23 protein-coding genes and 3 pseudogenes are annotated in these 24078 nt (G+C 44.3%); 21 read left to right on the top strand and 5 right to left on the bottom strand.

Going from position 1 to position 24078, the window contains the following annotated elements:
- Positions 1-52 precede the first annotated feature (52 nt).
- The 4 genes from DW033_RS21760 to DW033_RS21745 all read left to right on the top strand — a co-directional run bounded on the left by DW033_RS21760 (position 53) and on the right by DW033_RS21745 (position 3921).
- On the top strand, positions 53-403 hold the full coding sequence (locus DW033_RS21760; protein ID WP_009276864.1) for a helix-turn-helix transcriptional regulator: 351 nt from the start codon (positions 53-55) through the stop codon (positions 401-403).
- Positions 396-1985 carry a type II toxin-antitoxin system HipA family toxin gene (locus DW033_RS21755; protein ID WP_009276865.1) on the top strand — a complete coding sequence of 530 codons (1590 nt, stop codon included), beginning with the start codon at positions 396-398 and terminating at the stop codon, positions 1983-1985. The genes DW033_RS21760 and DW033_RS21755 overlap by 8 nt, the downstream gene beginning before the upstream one ends.
- A 99-nt stretch (positions 1986-2084) precedes the next feature.
- A complete protein-coding gene (locus DW033_RS21750) occupies positions 2085-2405 on the top strand; it encodes a helix-turn-helix domain-containing protein (protein ID WP_122383138.1) in 321 nt (106 codons plus the stop codon).
- Positions 2395-3921: a type II toxin-antitoxin system HipA family toxin gene (locus tag DW033_RS21745; protein ID WP_009276866.1), complete on the top strand. Its 1527-nt coding sequence runs from the start codon at positions 2395-2397 to the stop codon at positions 3919-3921. The genes DW033_RS21750 and DW033_RS21745 overlap by 11 nt, the downstream gene beginning before the upstream one ends.
- Positions 3922-3928: 7 nt before the next feature.
- Here the strand turns inward: DW033_RS21745 and DW033_RS21740 are convergent, their stop codons facing one another.
- Positions 3929-4921, bottom strand: coding sequence for an RNA-guided endonuclease TnpB family protein (locus tag DW033_RS21740; RefSeq protein WP_157261311.1), 993 nt, complete (start codon positions 4919-4921; stop codon positions 3929-3931).
- Between the two features lie 154 nt (positions 4922-5075).
- On the bottom strand, positions 5076-5273 hold the full coding sequence (locus tag DW033_RS25095; RefSeq protein ID WP_233554288.1) for a DUF2958 domain-containing protein: 198 nt from the start codon (positions 5271-5273) through the stop codon (positions 5076-5078).
- 564 nt (positions 5274-5837) lie between these two features.
- Here DW033_RS25095 and DW033_RS21725 point away from each other — a divergent pair.
- Positions 5838-6920, top strand: a complete 1083-nt coding sequence (locus DW033_RS21725) for a site-specific integrase (protein WP_009276869.1) — start codon at positions 5838-5840, stop codon at positions 6918-6920.
- Between the two features lie 425 nt (positions 6921-7345).
- Here DW033_RS21725 and DW033_RS24780 read toward each other — a convergent pair whose 3' ends face one another.
- A complete protein-coding gene (locus DW033_RS24780) occupies positions 7346-7591 on the bottom strand; it encodes a hypothetical protein (protein WP_199712380.1) in 246 nt (81 codons plus the stop codon).
- On the opposite strand from DW033_RS24780, the pseudogene DW033_RS25090 reads away from it, so the two are divergent.
- Both DW033_RS25090 and DW033_RS21720 read left to right on the top strand, forming a co-directional pair.
- Positions 7589-7780 (top strand): annotated as a pseudogene (locus DW033_RS25090) (site-specific integrase); the annotation flags it as partial. The gene DW033_RS24780 and the pseudogene DW033_RS25090 sit on opposite strands and share 3 nt — an antisense overlap.
- An 81-nt stretch (positions 7781-7861) precedes the next feature.
- Positions 7862-8479: an FAD:protein FMN transferase gene (locus tag DW033_RS21720; RefSeq protein ID WP_005825771.1), complete on the top strand. Its 618-nt coding sequence runs from the start codon at positions 7862-7864 to the stop codon at positions 8477-8479.
- Between the two features lie 98 nt (positions 8480-8577).
- Here the strand turns inward: DW033_RS21720 and DW033_RS25390 are convergent, their stop codons facing one another.
- Complete coding sequence (locus DW033_RS25390) at positions 8578-8673, bottom strand: hypothetical protein (RefSeq protein ID WP_369799651.1); 96 nt, start codon at positions 8671-8673, stop codon at positions 8578-8580.
- 454 nt (positions 8674-9127) lie between these two features.
- On the opposite strand from DW033_RS25390, the gene DW033_RS21710 reads away from it, so the two are divergent.
- Entirely contained in the window at positions 9128-9433 is a 306-nt protein-coding gene (locus DW033_RS21710; RefSeq protein ID WP_005859437.1) for a hypothetical protein, read from the top strand.
- A 190-nt stretch (positions 9434-9623) separates the two neighbouring features.
- Positions 9624-11078: pseudogene (locus tag DW033_RS21705) on the top strand (IS1182 family transposase).
- Positions 11079-11219: 141 nt separating this feature from the next.
- Here DW033_RS21705 and DW033_RS21700 read toward each other — a convergent pair.
- Positions 11220-11495: a hypothetical protein gene (locus DW033_RS21700; protein WP_232432656.1), complete on the bottom strand. Its 276-nt coding sequence runs from the start codon at positions 11493-11495 to the stop codon at positions 11220-11222.
- Positions 11496-12282: 787 nt separating this feature from the next.
- Here DW033_RS21700 and DW033_RS25385 point away from each other — a divergent pair.
- The 12 genes and pseudogenes from DW033_RS25385 (at position 12283) to DW033_RS21630 (ending at position 24002) form a co-directional block, all read left to right on the top strand.
- Positions 12283-12492, top strand: a complete 210-nt coding sequence (locus tag DW033_RS25385) for a hypothetical protein (RefSeq protein WP_009016900.1) — start codon at positions 12283-12285, stop codon at positions 12490-12492.
- Positions 12493-12676: 184 nt separating this feature from the next.
- Positions 12677-13094 (top strand): annotated as a pseudogene (locus tag DW033_RS21680) (ferritin-like domain-containing protein).
- 102 nt (positions 13095-13196) lie between these two features.
- The gene (locus DW033_RS21675; RefSeq protein WP_005851956.1) at positions 13197-13844 is read left to right on the top strand and encodes a MarC family protein; all 648 of its coding nucleotides are present in this window, start codon (positions 13197-13199) and stop codon (positions 13842-13844) included.
- Between the two features lie 50 nt (positions 13845-13894).
- Complete coding sequence (locus DW033_RS21670) at positions 13895-14377, top strand: ferritin (protein WP_005859444.1); 483 nt, start codon at positions 13895-13897, stop codon at positions 14375-14377.
- Positions 14378-14405: 28 nt separating this feature from the next.
- Positions 14406-15455, top strand: coding sequence for a class I fructose-bisphosphate aldolase (locus tag DW033_RS21665; protein ID WP_005825795.1), 1050 nt, complete (start codon positions 14406-14408; stop codon positions 15453-15455).
- Positions 15456-15468: 13 nt separating this feature from the next.
- Positions 15469-16218: a 2,3-diphosphoglycerate-dependent phosphoglycerate mutase gene (gpmA, locus tag DW033_RS21660; RefSeq protein WP_005825796.1), complete on the top strand. Its 750-nt coding sequence runs from the start codon at positions 15469-15471 to the stop codon at positions 16216-16218.
- Between the two features lie 75 nt (positions 16219-16293).
- Positions 16294-16722 carry an Hsp20/alpha crystallin family protein gene (locus DW033_RS21655; RefSeq protein ID WP_005825798.1) on the top strand — a complete coding sequence of 143 codons (429 nt, stop codon included), beginning with the start codon at positions 16294-16296 and terminating at the stop codon, positions 16720-16722.
- Between the two features lie 101 nt (positions 16723-16823).
- The gene (locus DW033_RS21650) at positions 16824-17321 is read left to right on the top strand and encodes an RNA polymerase sigma factor (protein ID WP_032537059.1); all 498 of its coding nucleotides are present in this window, start codon (positions 16824-16826) and stop codon (positions 17319-17321) included.
- 22 nt (positions 17322-17343) lie between these two features.
- On the top strand, positions 17344-18330 hold the full coding sequence (gene pfkA / locus DW033_RS21645) for a 6-phosphofructokinase (RefSeq protein ID WP_005825800.1): 987 nt from the start codon (positions 17344-17346) through the stop codon (positions 18328-18330).
- Between the two features lie 13 nt (positions 18331-18343).
- On the top strand, positions 18344-20590 hold the full coding sequence (locus DW033_RS21640) for a cation:proton antiporter (protein WP_057088921.1): 2247 nt from the start codon (positions 18344-18346) through the stop codon (positions 20588-20590).
- 27 nt (positions 20591-20617) lie between these two features.
- Positions 20618-23176: an alpha-glucan family phosphorylase gene (gene glgP / locus DW033_RS21635; protein WP_122383136.1), complete on the top strand. Its 2559-nt coding sequence runs from the start codon at positions 20618-20620 to the stop codon at positions 23174-23176.
- Between the two features lie 16 nt (positions 23177-23192).
- On the top strand, positions 23193-24002 hold the full coding sequence (locus DW033_RS21630) for an arginase family protein (protein WP_122383135.1): 810 nt from the start codon (positions 23193-23195) through the stop codon (positions 24000-24002).
- Positions 24003-24078 lie beyond the last annotated feature (76 nt).

Here is a 24078-nt window from a genome sequence, read left to right as displayed (position 1 = left end):
ATTATATTTATATAGATTAACATCATATATTCAAGTTAATCTATACATTTACATGGATTATTTGTATATTTGCAAAAAAGGAACAACCATGTGGCATGAAATGAGCAATCCGGCTGTGCTGATGAGAATCGGCCAACGCATCAAAGAGACACGTATCAGGCAGCGTATCACGCAGGAAGAACTGGCAACGGCTTCCGGTGTAAGCCCCTTGACCGTTGCGAACATCGAGAAGGGCAAATCGGTATCGCTGCTGTTGTTCATCAGCGTACTCCGCTCGCTCGGCCTGCTGGAGAACCTGGAGCAACTGGTACCGGAAATCCGGGTCAGCCCGATAGAGCTCAAAAAACTGCAAGGGAAGAAACGCTACCGTGTACGCCATTTAAAACAAGATAACCATGAATGATTTGATAGTAGATGTAAAGCTGTGGGGAGAAAGCGTAGGCTCTCTCTATTGGGAAAAGGAAAGCAATGCCGCCTTGTTCGACTATGAACGGAAGTTCATCCGCTCCGGTCTTGACATTTCTCCCATCATCATGCCCATCGACCAATACAGGAACACACCCTACCGGTTCCTTGAAAACCGCACCGACTGTTTCAAGGGGTTGCCCGGACTGTTTGCCGATTCACTGCCGGATACTTTTGGAAACCAGATCATCAATGAATGGTTTGCCAGCAAGGGATTGTCCAGAGAAGAGATAACCCCTTTAGACAGGCTTTGCTATGTAGGCAAACGTGGCATGGGCGCACTGGAGTTTGAGCCGTCCTCGCCAATCAACGGCATGAACGAATCATCGGTCCTCCATATCGAGGAACTGACGGAGCTTGCCCAATTCGTATTCACAGATAGGATGGCTTTTCAGACCCAACTGCGCCAGGAAGGAAGAAACATACTGGATATACTGAAGGTAGGAACATCAGCCGGAGGTGCCAAGCCCAAGGCCATCATCGCCTATAACGATATTACCGGAGAGGTACGCTCCGGGCAGGTAAAAGCCCCTGAAGGATTCGGGTATTGGCTGCTGAAATTTGATGGCGGCAAATACAGCGAACACACGCAGATAACGGACAATCCACAAGGAATAGGAAACATCGAATATGCCTATCACCGAATGGCAAAAGCCTGTGGTATCGATATGATGGAATGTCGGTTACTTCAGGAAAAAGAGTCATGCCATTTTATGACACGCCGTTTTGACCGTATGGAAAACGGAGAGAAGATTCATGTACAGACATTGGCCGGGCTTGCCCACTATGACCGTGACCAGCGCCATTCATACGAAGAGATATTCCGCATCATGAGGCAAATGAACCTGCCTTATCCCAGCCAAGAGGAGCTTTACCGAAGAATGGTGTTCAACGTCATGGGCCGGAACCATGACGACCATAGCAAGAACTTCTCTTTCCTGATGGATAGACAAGGGAAGTGGAAACTGTCACCGGCATACGACCTCTGCTACTCATACACACCGGGCGGCAAATGGACGAACCGCCACCAACTGTCACTCAACGGCAAACAAGACAATTTCACGATGGAAGATCTGCAAAAGGTGGGTGAGAACATGGGTATCCGGGAACACAAACAGATTATCGAAAAGGTACAGGAAACCGTATCGCATTGGCATGAGACTGCCAAGGATTGCGGGGTCAAACCGGAACACGCCGACTTTATCGGAAAAAACCTGCTCTTGTTCGGCAGGCAACTGCATACCATCCAAATGCCGGACATTGCCAACGAACAAGAGCAGGCTTTCATGAAGGCTATGTGGAATGATGACTTCAACGCCATCCTGGAACTGAAGATGAAAGGATATCAGCCATCGGAGAAGGTACTGAAAATCCTCCAGCCGGATATATCCGCCACCACCTTCATCGCTGCCGCCAAAATCTTCCAAATGGAGGAAGTGCTAAAAAGCATTCAGGACATAAAGCCCGCACAAAGCCCGATTATAGGCGGCAATAAGCGAAGCATGGAATTGGGGGATTAGCACACAAACGACATCTCGCAACATTCAATATAATAGTAAATATATTAATTATTATCTATTATATTTTGATTTAACAGTTAATATATTTACCTTTGTGATATGACAACGAATCACATCACCCAAGCCATGGCCAATCCGGAAATCATAGCGGAACTGGGCAGGCGATTTAAGGAATACAGACTAACCTATAGGTTCACCCAAAAAGAGGTTGCCGAGAAAGCCGGTGTCAGCCTTATCACCTTGCGCCAGTTTGAGAACGGGAAGGCCTATAACATCAATATGGGCAACTTTCTTGCCCTGCTGCGAGTAGTGGACTGTCTGGAACAGATGGACGACCTGCTGCCGGAAATACCTGTTTCAGCCTATACTATGGAACAAATAATGAATAAAAAGCCGAAAAGGATAAGACATGGAAAATAATGTTGTGAGTGTTATGTTATGGGGGGAAGAAGTCGGAAAGCTCTATTGGGACGAAAGGAGCAAAAGAGCCGTCTTCAACTATCATCCGGACTTCATCAAGAAAGGAGTGGAAATCGCCCCACTGACCGCTTCTGTCAAAGGATCGACGGCAAAGGGTATGCCCATACTCGGAAACAGAGAAAAGATTTATCAAGGTCTTCCACCGTTCTTGGCAGATTCATTGCCTGACCGGTGGGGTAACATGGTCTTCGACCAATGGGCGGCACAAAACCATATCCCCAAGCGCAAACTCACGCCGGTAGATAAACTGTCTTTCATCGGAAAACGGGGAATGGGAGCCTTTGAGTTCATTCCGGCCACACCGGGATTGGAATCCTCTTCTACTCTCCAGATAGAGAGTTTATACCAACTGGCACGCCGTATCTTTGAGGAACGGGAGGAAATATCCGTGCAAGATGATGAAGCACTGCAACTGCAAAGTATCTATGAGATAGGGACATCAGCCGGAGGACAGCACCCGAAAGCCATCATCGCCATCAATGAAACGACACATGATATACGTTCCGGCCAAGTTCCTTTGCCGGAGGGCTATACCTACTACATATTGAAGTTTGCAGAAGGGGACGATTTTCCGTTCACGCAAATGGAAATGGTATATTATGAGTTGGCAAAAGAAGCCGGGATTACGATGATGCCTTCCCGACTCATTCAAATTGAGGGGAAACATCACTTCCTGACGGAGCGTTACGATAGGATAAACGGAGAGAAGATACATACACAGACGCTCGCTGCCATGAATCCGGACGCAACAAGCTATGAGGATTTGTTTGAAGTCTGCCGAAAGCTGAGCATCCCGGCAAGTGAGCAATCTGAACTGTACCGCCGGATGGTATTCAATGTCATGGGTGGCAACGTGGATGACCACATCAAGAATTTCTCTTTCCTGATGGAAAGAAACGGCACATGGCACATCACCCCTGCATACGACATGACATTCACCACCAATTTAGACGGTGCGGCCTATGAAAACGTACACTCTATGAATATTTCGGGAAAAGACAACGGCATCACGGAAGATGACCTCTTGCAATTTGCCCGACAAAACGGAATAAAGAATGCGAAAAGAATAATCGAGGAAGTCAGCCTTGCCATCAGCCATTTCTACGATTATGCCACCAATTATCAAATCGATGAGTATTGGAAAGACCGCATCGAAGAGCATCTTTCCGGCTTGGTATCTCCGCTCATAGGGGAAACCATGAAGCACTACCTGCCCACCATCGTTGAACCCTACGAAACAGAGGATGGCTTTCTAGTATCAGAAATCAACATCATCGAAAACACCCGGCATGATTTCCGTATCGAGGCAGTCATCAACGGAAAGCGACAAAAATACATCGCCGGGCGTAAAAGCGATTTGGCTGCTGAAATCATAGCCAAAGGAAGAAACAAAATGACCGTTGAGAACAAGAAAGAACTTCTGGAACGGTTGTTGCTCCCTTTGACTAGAAGGTGAACTACCGCTAAACTAAAGATTTAGCGGCTTCGGAGATACCAATACCTCCTCTCTTTTCCTGCTTCTTCCTGCCATTGCTTTTTAGGACACGAGGTCGGTCATCCACAAGAGGACAGTCCACAGGCTTGACTTTCCCACGCTCCGTGGGTAGGGCTTTCAAGCCAAATTCTTTGATGTTGCAAGCGGCATTGAAGTCCCGGTCGTGATGCGTGCCACATTCCGGACAAGTCCAGTTTCGCTCGTTCAATTTCAATCCTTTATACACATAGCCGCATTTGCCGCAGGTCTTCGAGCTTGGGACAAAGCGGTCTATCTTGATGAGATTCACACCATACCAGCGGCACTTGTATTCAAGCAGCATCAGGAATATCCCGAAAGATGCGTCACCTACGGCTTGCGCCAAATGGTGGTTATGCTGCATACCCTTCACGTTCAAATCCTCCATGCAGAGGGTACGCACTTGGCTGTCGTGCGTGAGTGCGTGGGTGATTTTATGAAGGTTATCCTCACGGCAGTTAGCAATACGCTCCTGCAACCGAGCTACACGGATGCGAGCCTCGTTGCGGTTGGCAGAACCTTTCTGTTTGCGGCTCAACCGCTTTTGTAACAGCTTCAAGCGGTCAAGGCTTCTCTGCAAGTTCTTCGGGTTGTCAAACGTGCGTCCGTCAGAACATACAGCGAGTGATTTGATTCCTAAGTCAATGCCCAAAGTCGTATTGCCCTGTATCGCTGATGCCGGAAGTTCTTGAATGGTCGTATCAACCAATACGGAAGCAAAGTATTTTCCCGAAGGTGTCATGCTGATGGTAACGGTCTTCACCATACCCTTGAACTTGCGGTGCGGTACGGCAGAAATATCTTTGGCTTTCGGTATGGTGAGTGTCCCTTTTTCAAAATCCACACGGCAATGCTGGGGGCAAAGAAAACTCTGCCTGTCCCTGCGGCTCTTGAAACGTGGTTTATCCTGTGTTATTTCCGTGCAATTCGTTTCGTAAACCATAACTTCCGTTTTTAAGTTCAACATTCCGTTTACCCCTTAATCAATTCAGGCAATCCTTTACCGTCGTACCGGTTTTCAGCCCTTTATCCAGCTGCACGGTCAACCCACGAACATTCACCTCTTGAATTTGAGAAAGAAGCACATACCCCCATTCCTATTCTTGAATATGGCAATAGCCGAAAAAGAGCCAGTCACCGTCTTCCTGCTGTTCAGCTTCCGTTACCAACCATACCGCCGAAGAGAAAGGAAGAAAAAATCTCGCTATAACTTCCGCATTAAGCCCCTGCCCCTCTTTTGAATACAAAGGGTTGGCTTCAAACACATTCTTTAGTTGTTCTGTCACTGTAATCATACGTCACATTTTTAATGGGTTAAACTTCTAATTTTATGCTTCAGCTAGATTTAAAGACCTTTTTTTAAACCCCCTTTCCGGGATAGCCTTTTCTTTCTGCCGACTTTTTTTTGAGCTTTCATGCCCCATCTGAGTTAATGAGCCTTTTTTTTACGGCACGCATCAATAAGGAAGGAGGGATTTAGAAAAGTTTTGGACGACAAAAAATGTTGGGGACAGCGAAGCCGTCCGGCGTTATTTTTTTCAGGACAAAGGGCGAAGACCGGAACTCTTTCATATCCATCCACCGACATAAATTTGCCGTTCAAAAACAAAGGGTCTCAGATGGAGCTATGAAAAAGCACACAAGAGGAGGCAGAAAACAAGGAAAAGGGAAGAACGGAAATAAAAAAAGAGTAAAATCCAACCTTATTTACACTGATATATAATAGCTAAGTATTTCGCCGTATTGATACAAACCCAACTATAATCAAAATTAAACAGATGTCTAATTTATTGGTTATTAACCATATAATACACCAAAATATTTATTTTGGAGAATATATAATATTAATTAAACAAAAAATGGCATCATTGAAAATAAAGTATCGACATTCCTCTATAGAAGGAAAAGCGGGAACCTTGTTCTATCAAGTAATTCATAATCGTGTAGCAAGACAGATAAATTCAGGATACAAGATTTATCCTGATGAGTGGGATATTTTCAACTCCCAAATAATCATACCGGCAAAGACCGGAGAAAACCGACACCGGTATTTGGTTTCTTTAAAAAAATGTATAAAAGAAGATACCTCACGTCTAAAAGATATCATGATAAGATTTGAGAATCTTGGATACAAATATACAGCAGACGAAATCATTGAATATTATTCCGCTCCTCCTGTAAACGAATACTTTGTGTCTTTTTGTGAGAATCTCATTGAACAACTGAGACAAATAGGGAAAATGCGCACCACCGAAACTTATACCACTACACTCAATAGCTTCAAGCGATTCATGCACTCCCGAAAGAGAGACAGGGACATCCCTTTCGACAACGTAGACTCCAATCTGATGATAGAATATGAACAATATCTAAAATCTCAGGACATTTGTCCGAACAGTACTTCTTATTACATGAGAAATCTCAGGGCCATGTATAACCGTGCCGTAGAGAAAGAATTGGTCATACAGCGATATCCGTTTAAACATGTATATACAGGCATAGATAAAACTATAAAACGGGCGGTTCCGGCCAAAATTATCCGGCAGATACGCGATATGGATTTAAGCCACGATTCCTCTTTGGAATATGCAAGAGACCTATTTATGTTCAGTTTTTATACTCGGGGAATGTCATTTATAGATATGGCTTATCTAAAGAAAAGTAATCTGCAAAACGGTTTTTTATCATATCGCAGAAAAAAGACCAACCAACAGCTACTAATCAAATGGGAAAAGCCCATGCAAGAAATCATAGATAAATACGACACCATGGGTTCTTCCTATCTGTTGCCGATCATTCTCGACGCAGAAGCGGACGAACGGAAGCAATACAAGAGTGCAGCCCAGCTGGTGAATTCAAAACTAAAGAAATTGGGAGAACAAATCGGTCTTCCTATTCCGCTGACGAGTTACGTGGCGAAACACAATGCTTTTGCTATCTAACTGAAAATTAAATAGTTCTCTTGTTATTTTTATTTAATAGGTAACTATTTAGAAACGAGCGAAATTCAGCGGCTTGTTTCATCTTGCATACATTCAAAGGACGTTTTTGTTATGCAAAAAAAGGTTTTCAAGTGAGAAAAACAAAATATCCTTAGGCTTTATCTCCTAAAAACTACCAGTAATGGGGGGGCTGGAAAACAATCCTCCTTTTGAAGATATTTCTCTTTTTTTATGTACATATCCGCGTATGCTTTGCGGAACAAATGTCTTTTTCTATTATTAATATTCATCATTTCCTTTTTTGCCAAACGCATCTTACTATCAGGTCTGTCCTTTTTTCTATAGTTGTGTCCCTGGCATAAGACTGTCCTGCCGGGTTACGGGTATGGAAGTGTTCCTCTTCCCCTTTGTCTGGCGGTTGCATCTCAAAGGTTCATCCCGGGCAAGGCAGCCGGTAACACAAGCAGGGCGGTCCGTCGGAGTCCACGTAATAATTTCACATTCTCTGTGTTTCTTTCTGTAAGGCTTCCTTCAGCGTCTGCTTGTCCAGTGTTTTCTGTTTCGACATGAGCAGCTGCAGGGCGCAGCGGCGCACCACGTTGGTTATGGAAGGAAAGGTAAAAATAATAAAAGAATTGATTCGCTTCAATAAAAATCCAGTTTTTTTTCATATCGGACATTATACCTTTGTTGTTTCGGGTATATTAAAAGGCGTGCCATAAGAAACTTTACAAAAGTATTAGGACACAAAATCAATCTTTTCTATGCAGATATATGCTGAACTGATTAACCCAAAGGTCGGAGAAGATACGGACAAAATTTTCGATAAGATTAGTTTCATATATCGCTTAGCTAATTAGAAATGTATTCTACATAGAGATACACTTGGCACAAAAAACATCGTAAGATATATAACTTGATGCAATCCTTTCCGCACAGCCATGCAAGCGTCGGAACAAACAGGCGGGATATTTGACGTAACTTGTGCACCGCTTATCAACCTGTGGGGATTTGGCTTTACAAAGTTTGACAGCATCACTCCGCAACTCGTAGACAGTATCCGCCACTTTGTAGGCTTCCGAAAAGTGCGTTTACAGGGCAACCGTGTGATGAAAGACGATCCCCGCATCCTGCTCAATTTCTCGGTGCTCGGCGGCGGTACTATCTGTAACATAATCGCGTGTTTGTTCGACCGCAAAGGCATATCGAACTATATGATAGACATCGGCGGCGAAATGATAGCGAAAGGAAAGAACCCGCAAGGGTGGAATTGGTGCATTGGCATTGTCAGACCGAAGGATGACAGTACCGGAACAAACTCCGAGCTTGAACAAATTGTGCAACTGTCGGAACGGCTGGGACTCGCAACTTCCGGCAACTACCGTAATTTCTATCTGAAAGATGGAAGGAAATACGCTCATGCCATCAATCCGATAACAGGATATCCGGTTCAAAAGGATATATTGAGTGCTACAATTATTGCCCATCAGTGCATGCTTGCTGATGCCTATGCAACGGCCTTTATGACGTTGGGGAGCCGCAAAGCCCGTCAGTTGTAGAAAGAGCATCCGGAAATTGACAATTTCATTATCTATACGGACAGTTGCGGAAACTACCGGACAGAGTACTCGCCGCGAATGAAAAGGTATCTGGCAGATTAATGTTTTCTATATTCCTGCGGAGTAGAGCCGGTGAACCGTTTAAAGAATTGGGTGAAGAACGCCGTATTTTCAAATCCCAGCGAATGGGCCATCTCCTTTACGAACATATACGCAATTACTTCGGCGTGAAAGTGACAAAGGGAGTCGCTTTCCAGTTTATGGTGAACAACCTGTTGAGCAAGGAGTGCGGCTATCGTTCGATAACATTCATGGTGAAATTGGATATTACTTTTTAACAGTAGAAGGATAATAACCAGGAGCCGTAATGGAGAGATTACTTTCGTTACGACTCCTTTCGCATGCCGTCTGCATGATTTTAACGTCTCAACTCTCTTATTCACAGTCGTTAGACCATGTGTAGCCATGTGTATCGCATTCCACATCATTGTAGAAAAAATGCCCATCAGACATTTGCATTATGCAATATGAATAATTCATAAGGGTCTGTTTTACAGCAATATGATAAATATCCATTTATTTGGCACGGTGATTGTCTATTCTTTAGCGTAAGACGATAAGATGTTTAACAATTTAATAATTAGCATTATGAAAAAGGTATTGTTTGCAGTAGCACTGGTAATGGGATTAGGTAGTTCAGTAGCATTCGCTAACAACATGGCATCAGATGTTGAAATCGTTGCAATGGTGAACGAGTTTAAACCGATTGATATAAAGGAACTCCCGCAGGCAGTTCAGGACGCCATCAAGAAAGACTATGCTGAATCCACCATTAAGGAAGCAGCCGTAGAAGTGGCAGAAGATGGCGTAAAGACTTATAAAGTAACTTTGGTTGATGCCGTCGGAACCGAAAGCGTTGTGTTTTTCAACGAAAAAGGTGAAATGCTGAAATAATTCTGAATGGTTATTTAGGATAACAGTTACATTTGCACATAAAATAAACAAGGCTGTCTCAAATAAACTTTGGGATGGCCTTTTTTGTGTCCGCAAAAAATCGGGTAAGCCCTAACTTCGCTCAGCCAGAACTTGCCCATCTCCCTAATTTTTTGTATCTTAGGGCATCAAGTAAGATATCCCAAAGATAATGTTTAAAAGTTACACATCCAACGATAATCTGCTTTTACCTCCGTGTTTAGGCGATTTTATTCCCCGGAACGATCCGGTCCGGGTTGTTCACCGCATCATTGAACAGATAAACCTTGAAGCACTTTACCGTAAGTATTCCCCTAAAGGCTGTTCTGCGTACCACTCACGCATGATGCTTCAGATTCTTGTCTATGCATTTGCGTAATATCTATTCCAGCCGTCGCATAGAAGAGTTCTGTCGTAATGACATACGCTTCATGTGGCTTACCGGCAATGTAACTCCTGACCATAATACCATCAACCGTTTCCGCAGCAGCCGGCTAAAGGATGTGCTGAAGACGATATTTGCAACCATTGTAAAGTTTCTCGTGGCGGAAGGTTTTGTAAGTCTGGATGTGGCCTGTACCGACGGGACGAAGATGGAGGTGAACGCCAACCGTTATACGTTCGTCTGGGGGGGCAAATCTATACATACCCGCATATCCAGAATCGCGGAACAGCTTGAGGAGATATGGCAATACGCCGAGTCCCTCACCAAGCAGGAACTGCGTGATTCCGCTCCGGTTGCCTATCAGGATATCACCCCGGAGAAAGTGGAAAAGGCACTCGGGCAGATAGATGATGCCCTGAATGGAGTGGATGCTGACAAGAAGATGAAAGCGAAGGTAAGACGTGTAAGGAAGTCATGGCCTGAACAGCTCAAGAAATATGAATCGCAGGGAAAGATACTTGACGGACGTAACAGCCACTCAAAGACAGACAATGATGCTACTTTCATGCGCATGAAAGATGACCATATGAAGAACAGACAACTCAAACCCGGATACAATCCCCAGTTCAGTACCAATAAACAGTTCATTCTGAACTATACCATCCATCAGTGTTGGGCGATACCTCCACCTATCCTCTGCATATGGATGATTTCCATTCCCTCTACGGCAGATACCCTGACGTGTCTGTCTGTGATGCCGGATACGGAAGTGAAGAGAACTATCTGTATGCTTTCAGACATGGCATTGAAACCTTTATAAAGTACAATTATTTTCATAACGAAGAAACCGACGGCATGTATTGTCCTACGGGACAGAGAATGGAAAGACTCTCCGATGCAAGGCGGGTAACAAACAACGGTTTTGTGCAGACCATATCAAGATACAAGGCACGTAACTATAAGGGCTGCCCGTTAAGATGCCGGTGCTACAGAAGCCGCTCGGAAAGGATTGTACAGGTAAATCACCGTCTGAGGAAAATCAAGGAAAGAGAACGTGAAAAGCTACTCTCTGATGAAGGTCTGAAATATCGCAGTCAGCGACCACAGGATGTGGAAGCCGTATTTGGAAACCTCAAGAACAACAAGCACTTCAAGAGGTTCCATCTTCGTGGATTTAAGAAGGTTGAAATTGAGTTCGCCCTGCTAGCCATAGCATATAATCTTGCAAAAGTAGCCTCTTAGGAGGCTTATGGCAACGAAAAAGCAGTTTGAAAGGATGAAATCTTCAAAAGTAAGTTTGTAAACACCTCTTTTGAGACAGCCTCTCCTTTTTTAGTAAATTTGTATCTGTCTAATTTTTAAGCCCCTATATCCATACTCAATCTAACCAAACATCGCATGAAGTGGTACTGCTTCATCCAAATGCAACTGATAGGCACGTTCGTACATTATTTTGTGCTTGATTGTATCGTTATATCCATTGCAGCCATTATCTGTAGTCCATTTGTATCCATGACCCATTACAGACAGGCGTTGTTCAGTATGACTTATTTTTCCTCCCTTGTGTTTTTTGTGGAGTATGCATTGCGCATTTTGCGGCGCCGGCCAAATATCCGGATAGAGGCATAAACCGTGCACGATGGAAATATATTTTTTCATTCTACGGTTTGTGGACTCCGTGACCATTCTCCCTTATATGTTAACCTATATGTATTGGGATACGAATATTGTCCATGCCATTATCCTCCTTTACATTTTTATTATTGTCAAATAGATAAGATACTCACGGAAGAGTGGGTTATGGCCTATACTGCCTGCGGCATCATGGTCTGTTTTTCTGCTTGTACTATATAGAGCTTAATGTACAGCTTGAGGATTTCAAAAAAATTGTGACGGGCTTTGGCAGGCAGTAATTCTAAGACTTTCAATGAAGAAAAATTAAGCCACCCCTTAAAAAAGGAGATATTTCCTTTGAAAGAATTCATTTCTTTTATTACATTTGTATTAGTCTTTTAAAAATAGAAGATTTATAGTAAAGCGTTAAGGTCTTATCCAAGTTCAGGAAATCCCCAATTTCGAAACAACAATTGGATAATACATTGGACGCTCCACGTACTATTTATATAGATTTTTGTTATATATAGGCGTGGGGCTTTGTGTATTATATGTTGTTGAGTATGGGGATACTTCTGAACGGTAATACCAAAGTTCCCACGCTTAACTTTATATAAACACAACTCCAGGGAACAGGGTTGGCTTATTATAAACATTATGAAAGCAAGTTGTTTTAAAAGCGAGACAACTGTCTCCAACGACTTCCCCCCTTCGTTTGTTACTGTCTTTTGTGGAATATTCTATCCTTTCATTTCCATCCTGTCTCTTTCGGGACATACCGTTCATTATCATACAAATTACATGCCAAGACACTTTTCTGCCTTCTCCTTCTATGGTACTAGATAATAGTAACTCCCCCTGTCACACAGAGGAAGAACTTTGGTTGCAGGTACTTTCTCTATCAAGAGAGTTGCAGGACTGTAAAGCTAGTCTGCACCATAATACTTTGGACTGTATTTCCGATAAGATTGAAGGAATAGAAAGAGAACTGGATATCTTATTGGATATTCTGCAAGAAAAACAAGACAAAAAGACACCATAGCACTATTTTTTGTGACAATTTGTCTATGCGGATAAGTATCCTATTATTTAAGCCTCGTTTAAGAATTCCGTTTTATGGGTTACCCACAATCGAATGGAATTTTTATATACAGGGAATAACACATAATATTAGTAATGGATTTTCAATATTCAGAGTGATAATGGATAAACGAATAGAAAACGCCATGAATGAGTTGATCAATACAGAAATATGGTCAACCGGTTTATACCTGTCATTGCAGGTCTATTTTGAAGATGAACGGCTTCCAATACTTAGCTCCTGGCTAAACTCCCAAGCACAGGACAATATGAACAAGGTTTATCAGATGATGAATCGGATATGCCATGATGGAGGATGTGTTGCAATCAATGAAATGAAACGGGATACACATGAATGGACAACGCCATTGAATGCCCTGAATGAATTGCTTGAACACGAGCAGTACATATCATGTCAGGTAAACACATTTCTCATATTATGCCGGAATGTGAACATGTCCTTCCATTCTTTCATCAGCGGGCTGTATGCAGACCGTATATATGTAAGTACGGTATTTATGGAATTATTACAAGGAAAACGAACGGAGACTACCTTATTTTTGACGGTATGGATTTAAGATTGATATTCTGCAAAATTTAATATTGCAGAATGCTATCTGGTATGTTTTTTGCGATATAATAATCGACAATAAAATATATGTCATCATGGATATATTTGTATATATAACATTGTGTTTCACTTCGCTATTCACCTTGATGGACCCGCTTGGAGTGATGCCGGTATTCCTGCAAATGACTGATGGAATGGATACGAAAGAACGCAGATGTATCGCCTTGAAAGCATGTACCATTGCATTTATCATATTAGTCCTTTTTACATTATCGGGCAGGTTCCTGTTTCATTTTTTCGGCATCTCAACAGACGGATTCCGGATTGTGGGAGGTATCATCATCTTTAAAATCGGATATGATATGTTGCAGGCACATTTCACCCATGTGAAACTGAATGAAACTGAACGAAAAGAATATTCCAAAGATATAACCATCACACCTCTTGCCATTCCGATGTTATGCGGTCCGGGAGCGATTTCCAGTGGAATAACATTGATGGAAGATGCTTCGGAATATACTTTCAAAATAGTATTGCTTGGCGTAATCGCTTTGGTCTGCATTCTTTCATTCTTTATTCTGTGCGCGTCCACCCAGCTTTTAAAAATCTTGGGAGAGACGGGAAACAATGTAATGATGAGACTGATGGGACTTATTCTGATGGTGATCGCCGTGGAATGTTTTATCAGCGGGATACGTCCGGTATTAATTGAAATTTTGAAACAAGCCCATGCTTGTTCTTAAAGAAGAGAGATAATTTGGATTTATTATTAACATTAAAAGTTTGATTCGTCATGACTGAAAAATTGCAAAATGCCCTGAATGAGCAAATCACAGCAGAATTATGGTCTGCCAACCTGTATTTATCGATGTCTTTTTATCTGGAAAGAGAGGGCTTTTCCGGAATGGCTCGCTGGATGCAGAAACAATCTGCAGAAGAGATCGGGCATGCATATGCCATTGCTGAGTACATGATTAAGCGTGAGGCAACCCCGAAAGTGGACAAGGTCGATGTGGTTCCACAAGGTTGGGGTAACCCTGTTGAAGTATTCGAACATGCTTTGGAGCATGAAAAACATGTTTCCAAACTGATTGATGAATTGGTACAGGTAGCATCCGAAGAGAAAGACAATGCCACTCAGAACTTCTTGTGGCAATTTGTTCGTGAGCAGGTAGAAGAAGAAGCGAATGTACTCAATATTGTTAGTCGGCTGAGGAAAGCCGGAGACAGTGCTATCCTTTTTATGGATGCAAAACTGGGTGAACGGGAGTCATAAACCAGAATAATCAATAAAAATAAATAAGATGAAAATAGTAGATTTATTGGGAGGACAGGCTGAGTACTACCTGAACCATACATGTAAGACGATAGACAAACAACTTATCCATATTCCGGGACCGGATATGATAGATAAGGTATGGATGAATTCCGACAGGAATATACGCACCTTGGAGAGCCTGCAAGCCCTGTACGGGCACGGGCGTCTGGCCAATACCGGGTATGTCTCCATCCTGCCGGTGGATCAGGGGATAGAACATTCTGCAGGAGCGTCTTTCGCCCCCAATCCGCTTTATTTCGATCCCGAAAACATCATAAAGCTGGCCATTGAAGGAGGATGCAACGCCGTGGCATCCACATTCGGAGTTCTGGGAGCTGTGGCACGTAAGTACGCCCATAAGATTCCTTTCATCGTGAAGTTGAACCATAACGAGCTGTTGACTTATCCGAACAGCTACGACCAGGTAATGTTCGGTACGGTAAAAGAGGCATGGAACATGGGTGCTGTAGCTGTCGGCGCTACCATTTATTTCGGTTCGGAACAAAGCCGCCGCCAGATAGTGGAAGTGTCACAGGCTTTTGAATATGCCCACGAACTGGGAATGGCTACTATTTTATGGTGCTATTTGAGAAACAGCAGCTTCAAAAAGGATGAAACCGACTATCATGCCGCTGCCGATTTAACAGGACAAGCCAACCATATCGGGGTTACCATCAAAGCCGATATCGTGAAGCAGAAGCTCCCATCCAATAACGGCGGTTTCAAGGCTATCGGATTCGGAAAGACAAACGAGCGTATGTATTCGGAACTGACCACTGACCATCCGATAGACCTTTGTCGTTATCAGGTGGCGAATGGCTATATGGGACGTGTCGGATTGATCAACTCGGGCGGGGAATCCCATGGGGAATCCGACCTGCATGATGCCGTCGTAACGGCAGTAGTAAACAAGCGTGCAGGTGGTATGGGGCTGATCAGCGGTCGTAAGGCTTTCCAGAAACCGATGAAAGACGGAGTTCAACTTCTGAACACCATTCAGGACGTATATCTGGATTCTTCAATAACCATTGCATAAAGGAGAAGTATCCATGAAAAGAATAGTGTTATTACGTCATGGCGAAAGCCTATGGAACAAAGAAAACCGTTTTACCGGATGGACGGACGTGGATTTAAGCGAGAAAGGAGTCGAAGAAGCCTGCAAGGCAGGCGATGCATTACGGGAGGCCGGATTTTCTTTTGAGGCAGCTTACACTTCTTACTTGAAACGTGCCGTAAAAACGTTGAACTGTGTCCTGGACCGGCTGGATGAAGACTGGATTCCGGTTGAAAAGACCTGGCGGCTGAACGAGAAGCATTACGGCATGCTTCAAGGACTGAATAAGAGTGAGACGACGGTCCAATATGGTGAAGAACAAGTACACATCTGGCGAAGAAGCTATGACGTGGCTCCCGCTCCGGTAGGCAAAGATGATCCCCGTAATCCGGGCATGGATATCCGCTATGCCGGTGTGCCAGATAGGGAACTTCCCCGTACGGAATCCCTGAAAGATGCTATTGGGCGTGTCATGCCTTACTGGGAATGCATCATCTTTCCCGCATTGATGTATAAGGACAGCCTGCTGGTAGTCGCCCATGGCAACAGCCTGCGCGGAATCATCAAGCATCTCAAAGGGATTTCCGATACGGATATTTCCAACCTGAACCTGCCTACGGCGGTTCCTTATGTCTTTGAATTTGACGACAGGCTGGTTCTTGTCAAGGACTACTACCTTGGAAACCCGGAAGAGATACGGAAACGGACAAAGGCTGTAGCCGAACAAGGTATGATCAGACGATAAAAGTCAGTCAATCAGACTGGATTGTATTGTCTTTTTGAATATTTTATTTATTAACAATTAAAAAAGGAGGTAAAAATGGTACCTGTAAAAACAAACTCAAACTGGTTGCCGAGTATTTTTAACGATTTCTTCGAGAATGAGTGGCTGGCAAAAACGGGAGTTACGGCTCCTGCCATCAATGTCATTGAGAATGACAAGGACTACAAGGTTGAAATGGCGGCTCCCGGAATGACAAAGGATGATTTCAAGGTGAATGTTGACGAGAACAACAACCTGACAATCTGCATGGAAAAGAAAGAAGAGAAGAAGGAGGAGAAGAAAGACAAGAAGTATCTCCGCCGCGAATTCTCATATTCCAAGTTCCAGCAGACCATCCTGCTGCCTGAAAATGTGGAGAAGGATAAGATCTCCGCAAAAGTCGAACACGGGATTCTGTCCATTGAAATCCCGAAAATGAAGGAGGAAGAAAAACAAAAAACTTTCAAGGCTATCGAGGTTAAATAATTCCAGATCTGGAATGTCGTAAGGTCGGACAGGCTTTTCTTGTTCGGAAAAGCCGTCCGACCTTTAACAGACACTTCCGGAACAGGGAACCGGCACAACCGATGAAGGAATTCAATTTTGAAAAAGAACTACTTGGCGTACAGGACGAACTGTTCCGTTTTGCGTACAAACTGACAGCTAACAGGGAGAAGGCGGAAGACCTGTTGCAGGATACCCTGCTCAAGGCAATGCTTCACAAAGAAAGTTACAACAAGAACACGAATTTCAAAGGGTGGCTGTTTATCATCATGCGCAACACGTTTATCAACGGTTACCGGGCGGAGGTCGGTCATACCCGCCTGTACATATCCTCCGATCCTGCATATTATTCGCGGATCATGGACGAGTCCTGTAGAGAGGAGGTGGACAAGAACTATGACCTGGAAAAGATACGTAATGCCATCAAAAGTGTACCGGAGTCACATTTCATACCTTTTGAGATGTACCTGTCAGGATTCAAATACCGTGAGATAGCGGAAAGAACCGGCGTGAGTTTGGGAACTATAAAGAGCCGTATTTTTCACTGCCGGAAAAAACTGAAAGCTATATTGGCAGAATGAAACAAAACAAGAACTGAGATAGATGAAAAAAGATGAATATATAGGAATTCTGACTTCCGGAGGGGACGCTTCCGGAATGAACGCGGCTATCCGTGCCGTGACCCGCGCCGCTATTTTTAACGGATTTAAAGTGAAAGGAATTTATAGAGGTTACGAGGGGCTGATTGCCGGTGAAGTGAAAGAACTCACTACGGAAGACGTAAGCAGCATTATCCAGAGGGGAGGTACCATACTGAAAACAGCCCGCTCCGAGACTTTCATCACTCCCGAAGGACGCAAGAAAGCTTATGAGATCATACAGAAAGAGAACATCAATGCATTGATAATTATCGGTGGAGACGGTTCCCTGACGGGAGCCCGGATCTTTGCGGAGGAGTATGATGTGACGTGCATAGGATTGCCCGGCACCATTGACAATGATCTGTACGGCACCGATTTTACCATAGGATATGATACGGCCCTGAACACCATCGTGGAGTGTGTGGACAAAATCCGGGATACGGCCACCTCGCACGACCGCATTTTCTTTGTCGAGGTGATGGGGCGTGATGCGGGCTTCCTGGCACAAAACAGCGCAATAGCTTCCGGTGCTGAAGCGGCCATCATTCCGGAAGACCGGACGGACGTGGACCAGTTGGAAACATTCATCGGACGTGGATTCAGAAAGACGAAAAACAGCAGCATCGTAATTGTGACCGAAAGTCCTGAAAACAAGAATGGAGGTGCCATGTATTACGCCGACCGGGTAAAGAAGGAATATCCCGGATATGATGTCAGGGTTTCTATCCTGGGCCATCTGCAACGGGGTGGCGCTCCGAGTGCCAATGACCGCATACTGGCAAGCCGGCTGGGTGAAGCCGCAATCCAGGCCTTGATGGAAGGCCAGCGAAATGTTATGATAGGCATACGGAACAACGAGATTGTTTATGTTCCTTTTGTCCAGGCAATCAAAAAGGACAAGCCTATTGACAAAAGCCTGATCCGGGTCCTTAACGAATTATCGATCTAAAATAACCGTTAATATGTCAGAAGTTGCTCCTTTAATATCGGATCTTGCCATAATTCTGATTATTGCCGGTATTGTAACCGTCATTTTCAAGTGGCTGAAGCAACCGGTCATATTGGGCTACATTGTAGCCGGTATTATGGCGGGTCCTTCCGTTTCCCTGGTCCCGACTGTTTCCGATCCTGCCAATATCAAAATATGGGCGGACATCGGTGTCATTTTTCTGCTGTTCGCGATGGGACTGGACTTTTCGTTCAAGAAATTGATAAATGTGGGCATTACGGCTATCGTTGCCACTGTCACTATTGTATGTGGCATGATGTTCATAGGCTATACAGCGGGGAATGCAATGGGGTTCTCCCACATGAGCAGTATTTTTCTGGGTGGAATGTTGTCCATGTCGTCCACGGCCATCGTATTCAAGGCCTTCAATGACATGGGACTTCTCCAACAGAAATTCACCGGCATTGTCTTGGGGATTCTTGTCATCGAAGATCTGGTGGCGGTAGTGATGATGGTTATTCTTTCCACGTTGGCGGTAGGCAAACATTTTGAAGGGAAGGAGATGCTGGAAAGTATATTGAAGCTGGCCGCTTTCCTGATTTTCTGGTCGGCATTGGGTATCTATCTGATACCTACCCTGCTGAAGAAGATACGCCGTTTCACCAGCAACGAGATTTTATTGATAACCTCTCTGGGACTTTGCCTGGGAATGGTGATGATTGCGACAAAAGCGGGATTTTCTGCCGCATTGGGAGCCTTTGTCATGGGGTCCCTGCTGGCAGAGACCGTTGAAGCGGAAAAAATCGCACATATCGTACAGCCGGTAAAAGACCTGTTCGCTTCCATATTTTTCGTGTCGGTGGGAATGATGATCGATCCTGCCATGATGTGGGAATATGCCGTCCCTATTCTTATCCTGACATTGCTGGTACTGTCCGGTCAGGTCCTGTTCGGGAGCTTTGGTGTCCTGCTTTCCGGCCAGCCGTTGAAAATTGCCATACAGTCCGGCTTTTCACTGACACAGGTCGGTGAGTTCGCATTCATCATCGCATCTTTAGGCGTCAGTCTGAATGTCACGGACAAGTATCTCTATCCGGTCATAGTGGCCGTATCTGTCATAACGACTTTTCTTACCCCCTATATGATACGGCTTTCGGAACCGGCATACCGGTTTATAGACATCCACATGCCTGGATTCCTGAAAGATTATCTCGTACACTATACGTCCGGGGCAATGACTGTAAAACACCAGGGCACTTGGCATAAACTGATCCGGTCTATGCTGGTGTCTGTCACACTCTATCTGGTCGTATGCGTTTTTTTCATCACTTTATATTTTTCCTATGTGCATCCTTTGATTAGGAAAAGTCTGCCGGGAATGGAAGGGAACTTGTTGGGCTTCATCATCATCTTTCTTGTCATATCTCCGTTTCTATGGGCCATCATCATGAAAAAGAACAATTCAGCCGAGTTCCGTAAACTCTGGACGGACAACAAGTTCAACAGAGGGCCTTTGGTATCAATCGTACTTGTCAAAATACTGATTTGCACGATTATCATGATGAGTATCATTACCCATCTTTTCAATGTTGCCTTGGGAGCCGGGCTGGTAGTCTCTTCCCTTATCATTGCCGTCATTTATTTCTCCAAGCGGATCAAGAAACGGTCGCTGACTATAGAGAGACAATTTATGGCAAACTTTCAAGGGACGGACGGGAATGGACTTTCTACAGAAAGTGATACAGGCTCCACCCTTGGCAGCAATATCCCGTTCAAGGAATTACATTTGGCGGATTTCACAGTATCCCCTGATTCCATATATGTGGGCAGAACATTAAAAGAAAGCAGCCTGCGCACCTTGTTTCAGATAAATGTGATTTCAATCACCCGTGGAGAAAAACGCCTGGATATACCACAAGGGGAAGAGCATCTCTATCCATATGACAAGGTTACGGTCGTAGGTACGGACCGGCAGTTGGAAAGCTTCCGGACATCCATGGAGCAAAAGAAGGTAGAAAGGAACGGGAACGGAACATCCTCGCAGGATGAGATGGAAATAGGGCAATTTCCTGTCGAAGGAGGTTCACCATTGATCGGAAAGACGATCCGGGAGGCGGACATATCGGATAGCGTCATTATCGGAATAGAGAGAAGTACCGTGAATATTATGAATCCAGACCCTGATACAATTTTCAAGGAGAATGATACGGTATGGATTGTCGGTAAACGAAAAATAATAAAAGGATTGAATAAAGATTAGAACTTATTTAATTTAATATAAAATGTCATGGAATATTCAAGTTATAATGTAAATACCCCTCAATGGAGGGAGATTACAGTAGGTTCACATCTTCCTGCAGAACTGCGGAAGCTTGCAGAAATCGCACATAATCTCTGGTGGACATGGAATGATGACGTAAAGAAACTGTATTGTGATTTGGACCCGGGACTTTGGAAAGAGGTGGAACAGAATCCGGTATTGTTTCTGGAGCGGATAAATTATGAAAAGCTGGTAGCGCTGGCACATGATGAGAACTTTGTCTATAAAATGGATGCCGTCTATTCCGCCTTCAAAAAATACGTCGATGTGGAACCGGACCACCAGCGCCCGTCAATAGCTTATTTCAGCATGGAATACGGCTTGGATGAAGTTCTTAAGATATATTCCGGTGGTTTGGGAATGTTGGCGGGGGATTACCTGAAAGAGGCGTCGGACAGCAATGTGGACCTTTGTGCCATAGGACTTTTGTACCGTTACGGTTATTTTGACCAGTCGCTTTCCATGGACGGCCAGCAGACAGTCAATTATAAAGCGCAGAATTTCGGGCAGCTCCCGATTGAAAAGGTAATGCAACCGGATGGGAAACAACTGGTAATCCACGTCCCCTATGCCGACAGTTTTGTGGTACATGCCAATGTTTGGAAAGCCAGTGTGGGGCGTATCCCCCTTTATCTGCTGGATACGGACAATGAACTCAACAGCGAGTTTGACCGCCCTATCACTCACCATCTGTATGGAGGTGACTGGGAGAATCGGCTAAAACAGGAAATTCTGCTTGGCATAGGCGGGATGATGACGCTGAAAGCTTTGGGTATAACGAAGGATGTATATCACTGTAATGAGGGGCATGCCGCATTGATCAATATCCAGCGGCTTTGTGATTACATAAATGGCGGCTTGAATTTTGGGCAGGCCATGGAGCTGGTACGTGCTTCCTCACTTTATACCGTACATACTCCCGTACCCGCTGGTCATGATTATTTTGACGAAGGGCTTTTCAATAAATATATGAAGGGATATCCTGGCAAGTTGGGTATAACCTGGGATAACCTGATGGATCTCGGGCGTCACAATCCGGGAGACAAGGAGGAACGTTTCTGCATGTCTGTCTTCGCCTGCAAGACCTGCCAGGAGGTAAACGGCGTCAGCAAGTTACATAAATCGGTATCCCAGCAAATGTTTGCGCCGATCTGGAAGGGATACTTCCCGGAAGAGAACCATGTGGGTTATGTAACCAACGGGGTACATCTGCCTACCTGGTGTGCGGCAGAATGGAAAAAGCTTTTCAAGGACAATTTTGATGAGAACTTTTTCTGTGACCAGTCCAATCAGAAAATCTGGGAGGCTGTCTATGGCATCCCAGATGAAGAGATATGGAATACCCGGTTAAAACAGAAAGCAAAATTGCTGGACTATATCAAAAGCAAATGCAGCAAGGACTGGCTCAGGAGTCAGGTTGATCCGGCATTGAGCGTTTCCATTTTTGAGAGATTCAATCCCGATGCCCTTCTAATAGGTTTCGGACGCCGTTTTGCTACATATAAGAGGGCTCATCTTCTGTTCACGGATATAGACCGACTTGCTAGGATCGTGAATAATCCGAAATATCCGGTACAGTTCATCTTTGCAGGCAAAGCCCATCCCAATGACGGTGCCGGGCAGGGACTGATCAAGCAAATCGTGGAAATATCCCGGCGCCCGGAATTTTTAGGTAAAATCATATTCTTGGAGAATTACGACATGGACCTGGCGCGCCATCTTATCTCGGGGGTGGATATCTGGATGAATACCCCTACGCGGTTGGCAGAAGCTTCGGGTACGTCGGGCGAGAAGGCATTGATGAACGGTGTGCTTAATTTCTCCGTGCTGGACGGTTGGTGGTATGAAGGATACCGCAAGGATGCCGGATGGGCACTGACCGATAAAAGTACTTATCAGAATGAACAGTACCAAAACCAGCTGGATGCCGAAGCCATCTATTATTTGTTGGAGCATGACATCCTGCCACTATATTACGAGCATGGGGGGAAGAACTATTCGGAAAACTGGGTCAAGTATATCAAGAACTCAATCGCACAAATCGCTCCCCATTTTACCATGAAAAGACAGTTGGACGACTACTATGACAGGTTCTATAACAAGCTGTCAGAGCATTTCCATATTCTGGCAGCCGACAACTTTGCGAAGGCGAAAATGATGGCTGACTGGAAAGCAAACGTCCGGAGCAGATGGGATGCCATAGAAATCAAATCCATAGAGGCTGGGAATGGGCTGAATGCCACGGTTGAAGCCGGAAAGGAATATGAGGTGACGGTTGTCGTTGATGAGAAAGGCCTGGATGACGCAATCGGAATAGAATCGGTCATTATCAGGCATGAAGGCGGTCAGGATCACATATATGAGGTAATTCCCCTTTCGTCAGTTTCCAAGAATGGGAATTTATATACCTTTAAGGCGACATCCGGCATTTTCAACGCCGGAAGCTTCAAGCAGGCCTTCCGTATGTATCCCAAGAATGCTTTGTTACCTCACCGGCAAGATTTCTGTTATGTACGATGGTTTTAATGAACAGTAAAAGGATATGCAAAAACAACGTATGAGCGGGCAAAATCAAAAAACAGATAAACGGATAGCATGGCCGATCATCATCATGAACTTCACGGGAGTGTATGACTACGAGGCGTTTGCCCGGAACAATAAGTTTATATGGCTGGACTGTCGTCATCTTTATGGTACAGAGGGCTACTGTGACAGGGATGGTACTTTGGCTTTGAAGCGGATGATTGCTGATCATCCGGCGGAGGGAGTCCATTTCATCGATTCAGGCAATTATCATTATTTGACTAAATTCTGGACAGACAAACTCGAAACTCCGTTCTCGCTGATTGTGTTCGACCACCATCCCGATATGCAGCCACCGTTGTTTGACAACATACTTTCTTGCGGAAGTTGGGTAAAGGATATATTGGACCATAACAACAACTGCAAGAAAGTAATTATCGTAGGTGCTTCAGACAAACTGATACAGGCTGTGCCGAAAGGATATGAAAGACAAGTCCGGTTTTACAGTGAAACTACGCTCATGCACGAAGAGGGTTGGCAGGACTTTTCTTCCGGACATATCAACGGGCCGGTTTATATTTCCATAGACAAGGATGTCTTGAATCCGGCTTCGGCAGCAACAAACTGGGATCAAGGTTCTCTCAGCTTATGGGAATTGGAGAAACTGCTGGCTGTTATTCTTCAGAAAGAACAGGTAGTGGGCATTGACATCTGTGGGGAATGCTCCACAACACTCAATCTTTTTGAAGAAAAACGGGAAACCATCATGGATAGCCGGGCAAACAAAGAATTGCTCAGACTTATCCGGTCATCCTCCGGTCTTCAATAGAATTAGTTTTTTTGTTATTATAATAGAGTTTATATTGAATAATTGATTAAGGCGTTCTTTGACTTATCTTTGTGGT

It is taken from the genome of Parabacteroides sp. AF39-10AC, assembly GCF_003635405.1.
Lineage (GTDB): Bacteria > Bacteroidota > Bacteroidia > Bacteroidales > Tannerellaceae > Parabacteroides > Parabacteroides distasonis.
This window is presented reverse-complemented; position numbering and strand designations above follow the sequence as displayed.

What these genes read in the sequence shown, in the direction of transcription:
- DW033_RS21760 (WP_009276864.1), top strand. Translation starts at nt 53, where the DNA reads ATGGATTATTTGTATATTTGCAAAAAAGGAACAACCATGTGGCATGAA.
- DW033_RS21755 (WP_009276865.1), top strand. Translation starts at nt 396, where the DNA reads ATGAATGATTTGATAGTAGATGTAAAGCTGTGGGGAGAAAGCGTAGGC.
- DW033_RS21750 (WP_122383138.1), top strand. Translation starts at nt 2,085, where the DNA reads ATGACAACGAATCACATCACCCAAGCCATGGCCAATCCGGAAATCATA.
- DW033_RS21745 (WP_009276866.1), top strand. Translation starts at nt 2,395, where the DNA reads ATGGAAAATAATGTTGTGAGTGTTATGTTATGGGGGGAAGAAGTCGGA.
- DW033_RS21740 (WP_157261311.1), bottom strand. Translation starts at nt 4,921, where the DNA reads ATGGTTTACGAAACGAATTGCACGGAAATAACACAGGATAAACCACGT.
- DW033_RS25095 (WP_233554288.1), bottom strand. Translation starts at nt 5,273, where the DNA reads ATGATTACAGTGACAGAACAACTAAAGAATGTGTTTGAAGCCAACCCT.
- DW033_RS21725 (WP_009276869.1), top strand. Translation starts at nt 5,838, where the DNA reads ATGGCATCATTGAAAATAAAGTATCGACATTCCTCTATAGAAGGAAAA.
- DW033_RS24780 (WP_199712380.1), bottom strand. Translation starts at nt 7,591, where the DNA reads ATGAAAAAAAACTGGATTTTTATTGAAGCGAATCAATTCTTTTATTAT.
- DW033_RS21720 (WP_005825771.1), top strand. Translation starts at nt 7,862, where the DNA reads ATGCAAGCGTCGGAACAAACAGGCGGGATATTTGACGTAACTTGTGCA.
- DW033_RS25390 (WP_369799651.1), bottom strand. Translation starts at nt 8,673, where the DNA reads ATGGCCCATTCGCTGGGATTTGAAAATACGGCGTTCTTCACCCAATTC.
- DW033_RS21710 (WP_005859437.1), top strand. Translation starts at nt 9,128, where the DNA reads ATGAAAAAGGTATTGTTTGCAGTAGCACTGGTAATGGGATTAGGTAGT.
- DW033_RS21700 (WP_232432656.1), bottom strand. Translation starts at nt 11,495, where the DNA reads ATGAAAAAATATATTTCCATCGTGCACGGTTTATGCCTCTATCCGGAT.
- DW033_RS25385 (WP_009016900.1), top strand. Translation starts at nt 12,283, where the DNA reads ATGGTACTAGATAATAGTAACTCCCCCTGTCACACAGAGGAAGAACTT.
- DW033_RS21675 (WP_005851956.1), top strand. Translation starts at nt 13,197, where the DNA reads ATGGATATATTTGTATATATAACATTGTGTTTCACTTCGCTATTCACC.
- DW033_RS21670 (WP_005859444.1), top strand. Translation starts at nt 13,895, where the DNA reads ATGACTGAAAAATTGCAAAATGCCCTGAATGAGCAAATCACAGCAGAA.
- DW033_RS21665 (WP_005825795.1), top strand. Translation starts at nt 14,406, where the DNA reads ATGAAAATAGTAGATTTATTGGGAGGACAGGCTGAGTACTACCTGAAC.
- gpmA (WP_005825796.1), top strand. Translation starts at nt 15,469, where the DNA reads ATGAAAAGAATAGTGTTATTACGTCATGGCGAAAGCCTATGGAACAAA.
- DW033_RS21655 (WP_005825798.1), top strand. Translation starts at nt 16,294, where the DNA reads ATGGTACCTGTAAAAACAAACTCAAACTGGTTGCCGAGTATTTTTAAC.
- DW033_RS21650 (WP_032537059.1), top strand. Translation starts at nt 16,824, where the DNA reads ATGAAGGAATTCAATTTTGAAAAAGAACTACTTGGCGTACAGGACGAA.
- pfkA (WP_005825800.1), top strand. Translation starts at nt 17,344, where the DNA reads ATGAAAAAAGATGAATATATAGGAATTCTGACTTCCGGAGGGGACGCT.
- DW033_RS21640 (WP_057088921.1), top strand. Translation starts at nt 18,344, where the DNA reads ATGTCAGAAGTTGCTCCTTTAATATCGGATCTTGCCATAATTCTGATT.
- glgP (WP_122383136.1), top strand. Translation starts at nt 20,618, where the DNA reads ATGGAATATTCAAGTTATAATGTAAATACCCCTCAATGGAGGGAGATT.
- DW033_RS21630 (WP_122383135.1), top strand. Translation starts at nt 23,193, where the DNA reads ATGCAAAAACAACGTATGAGCGGGCAAAATCAAAAAACAGATAAACGG.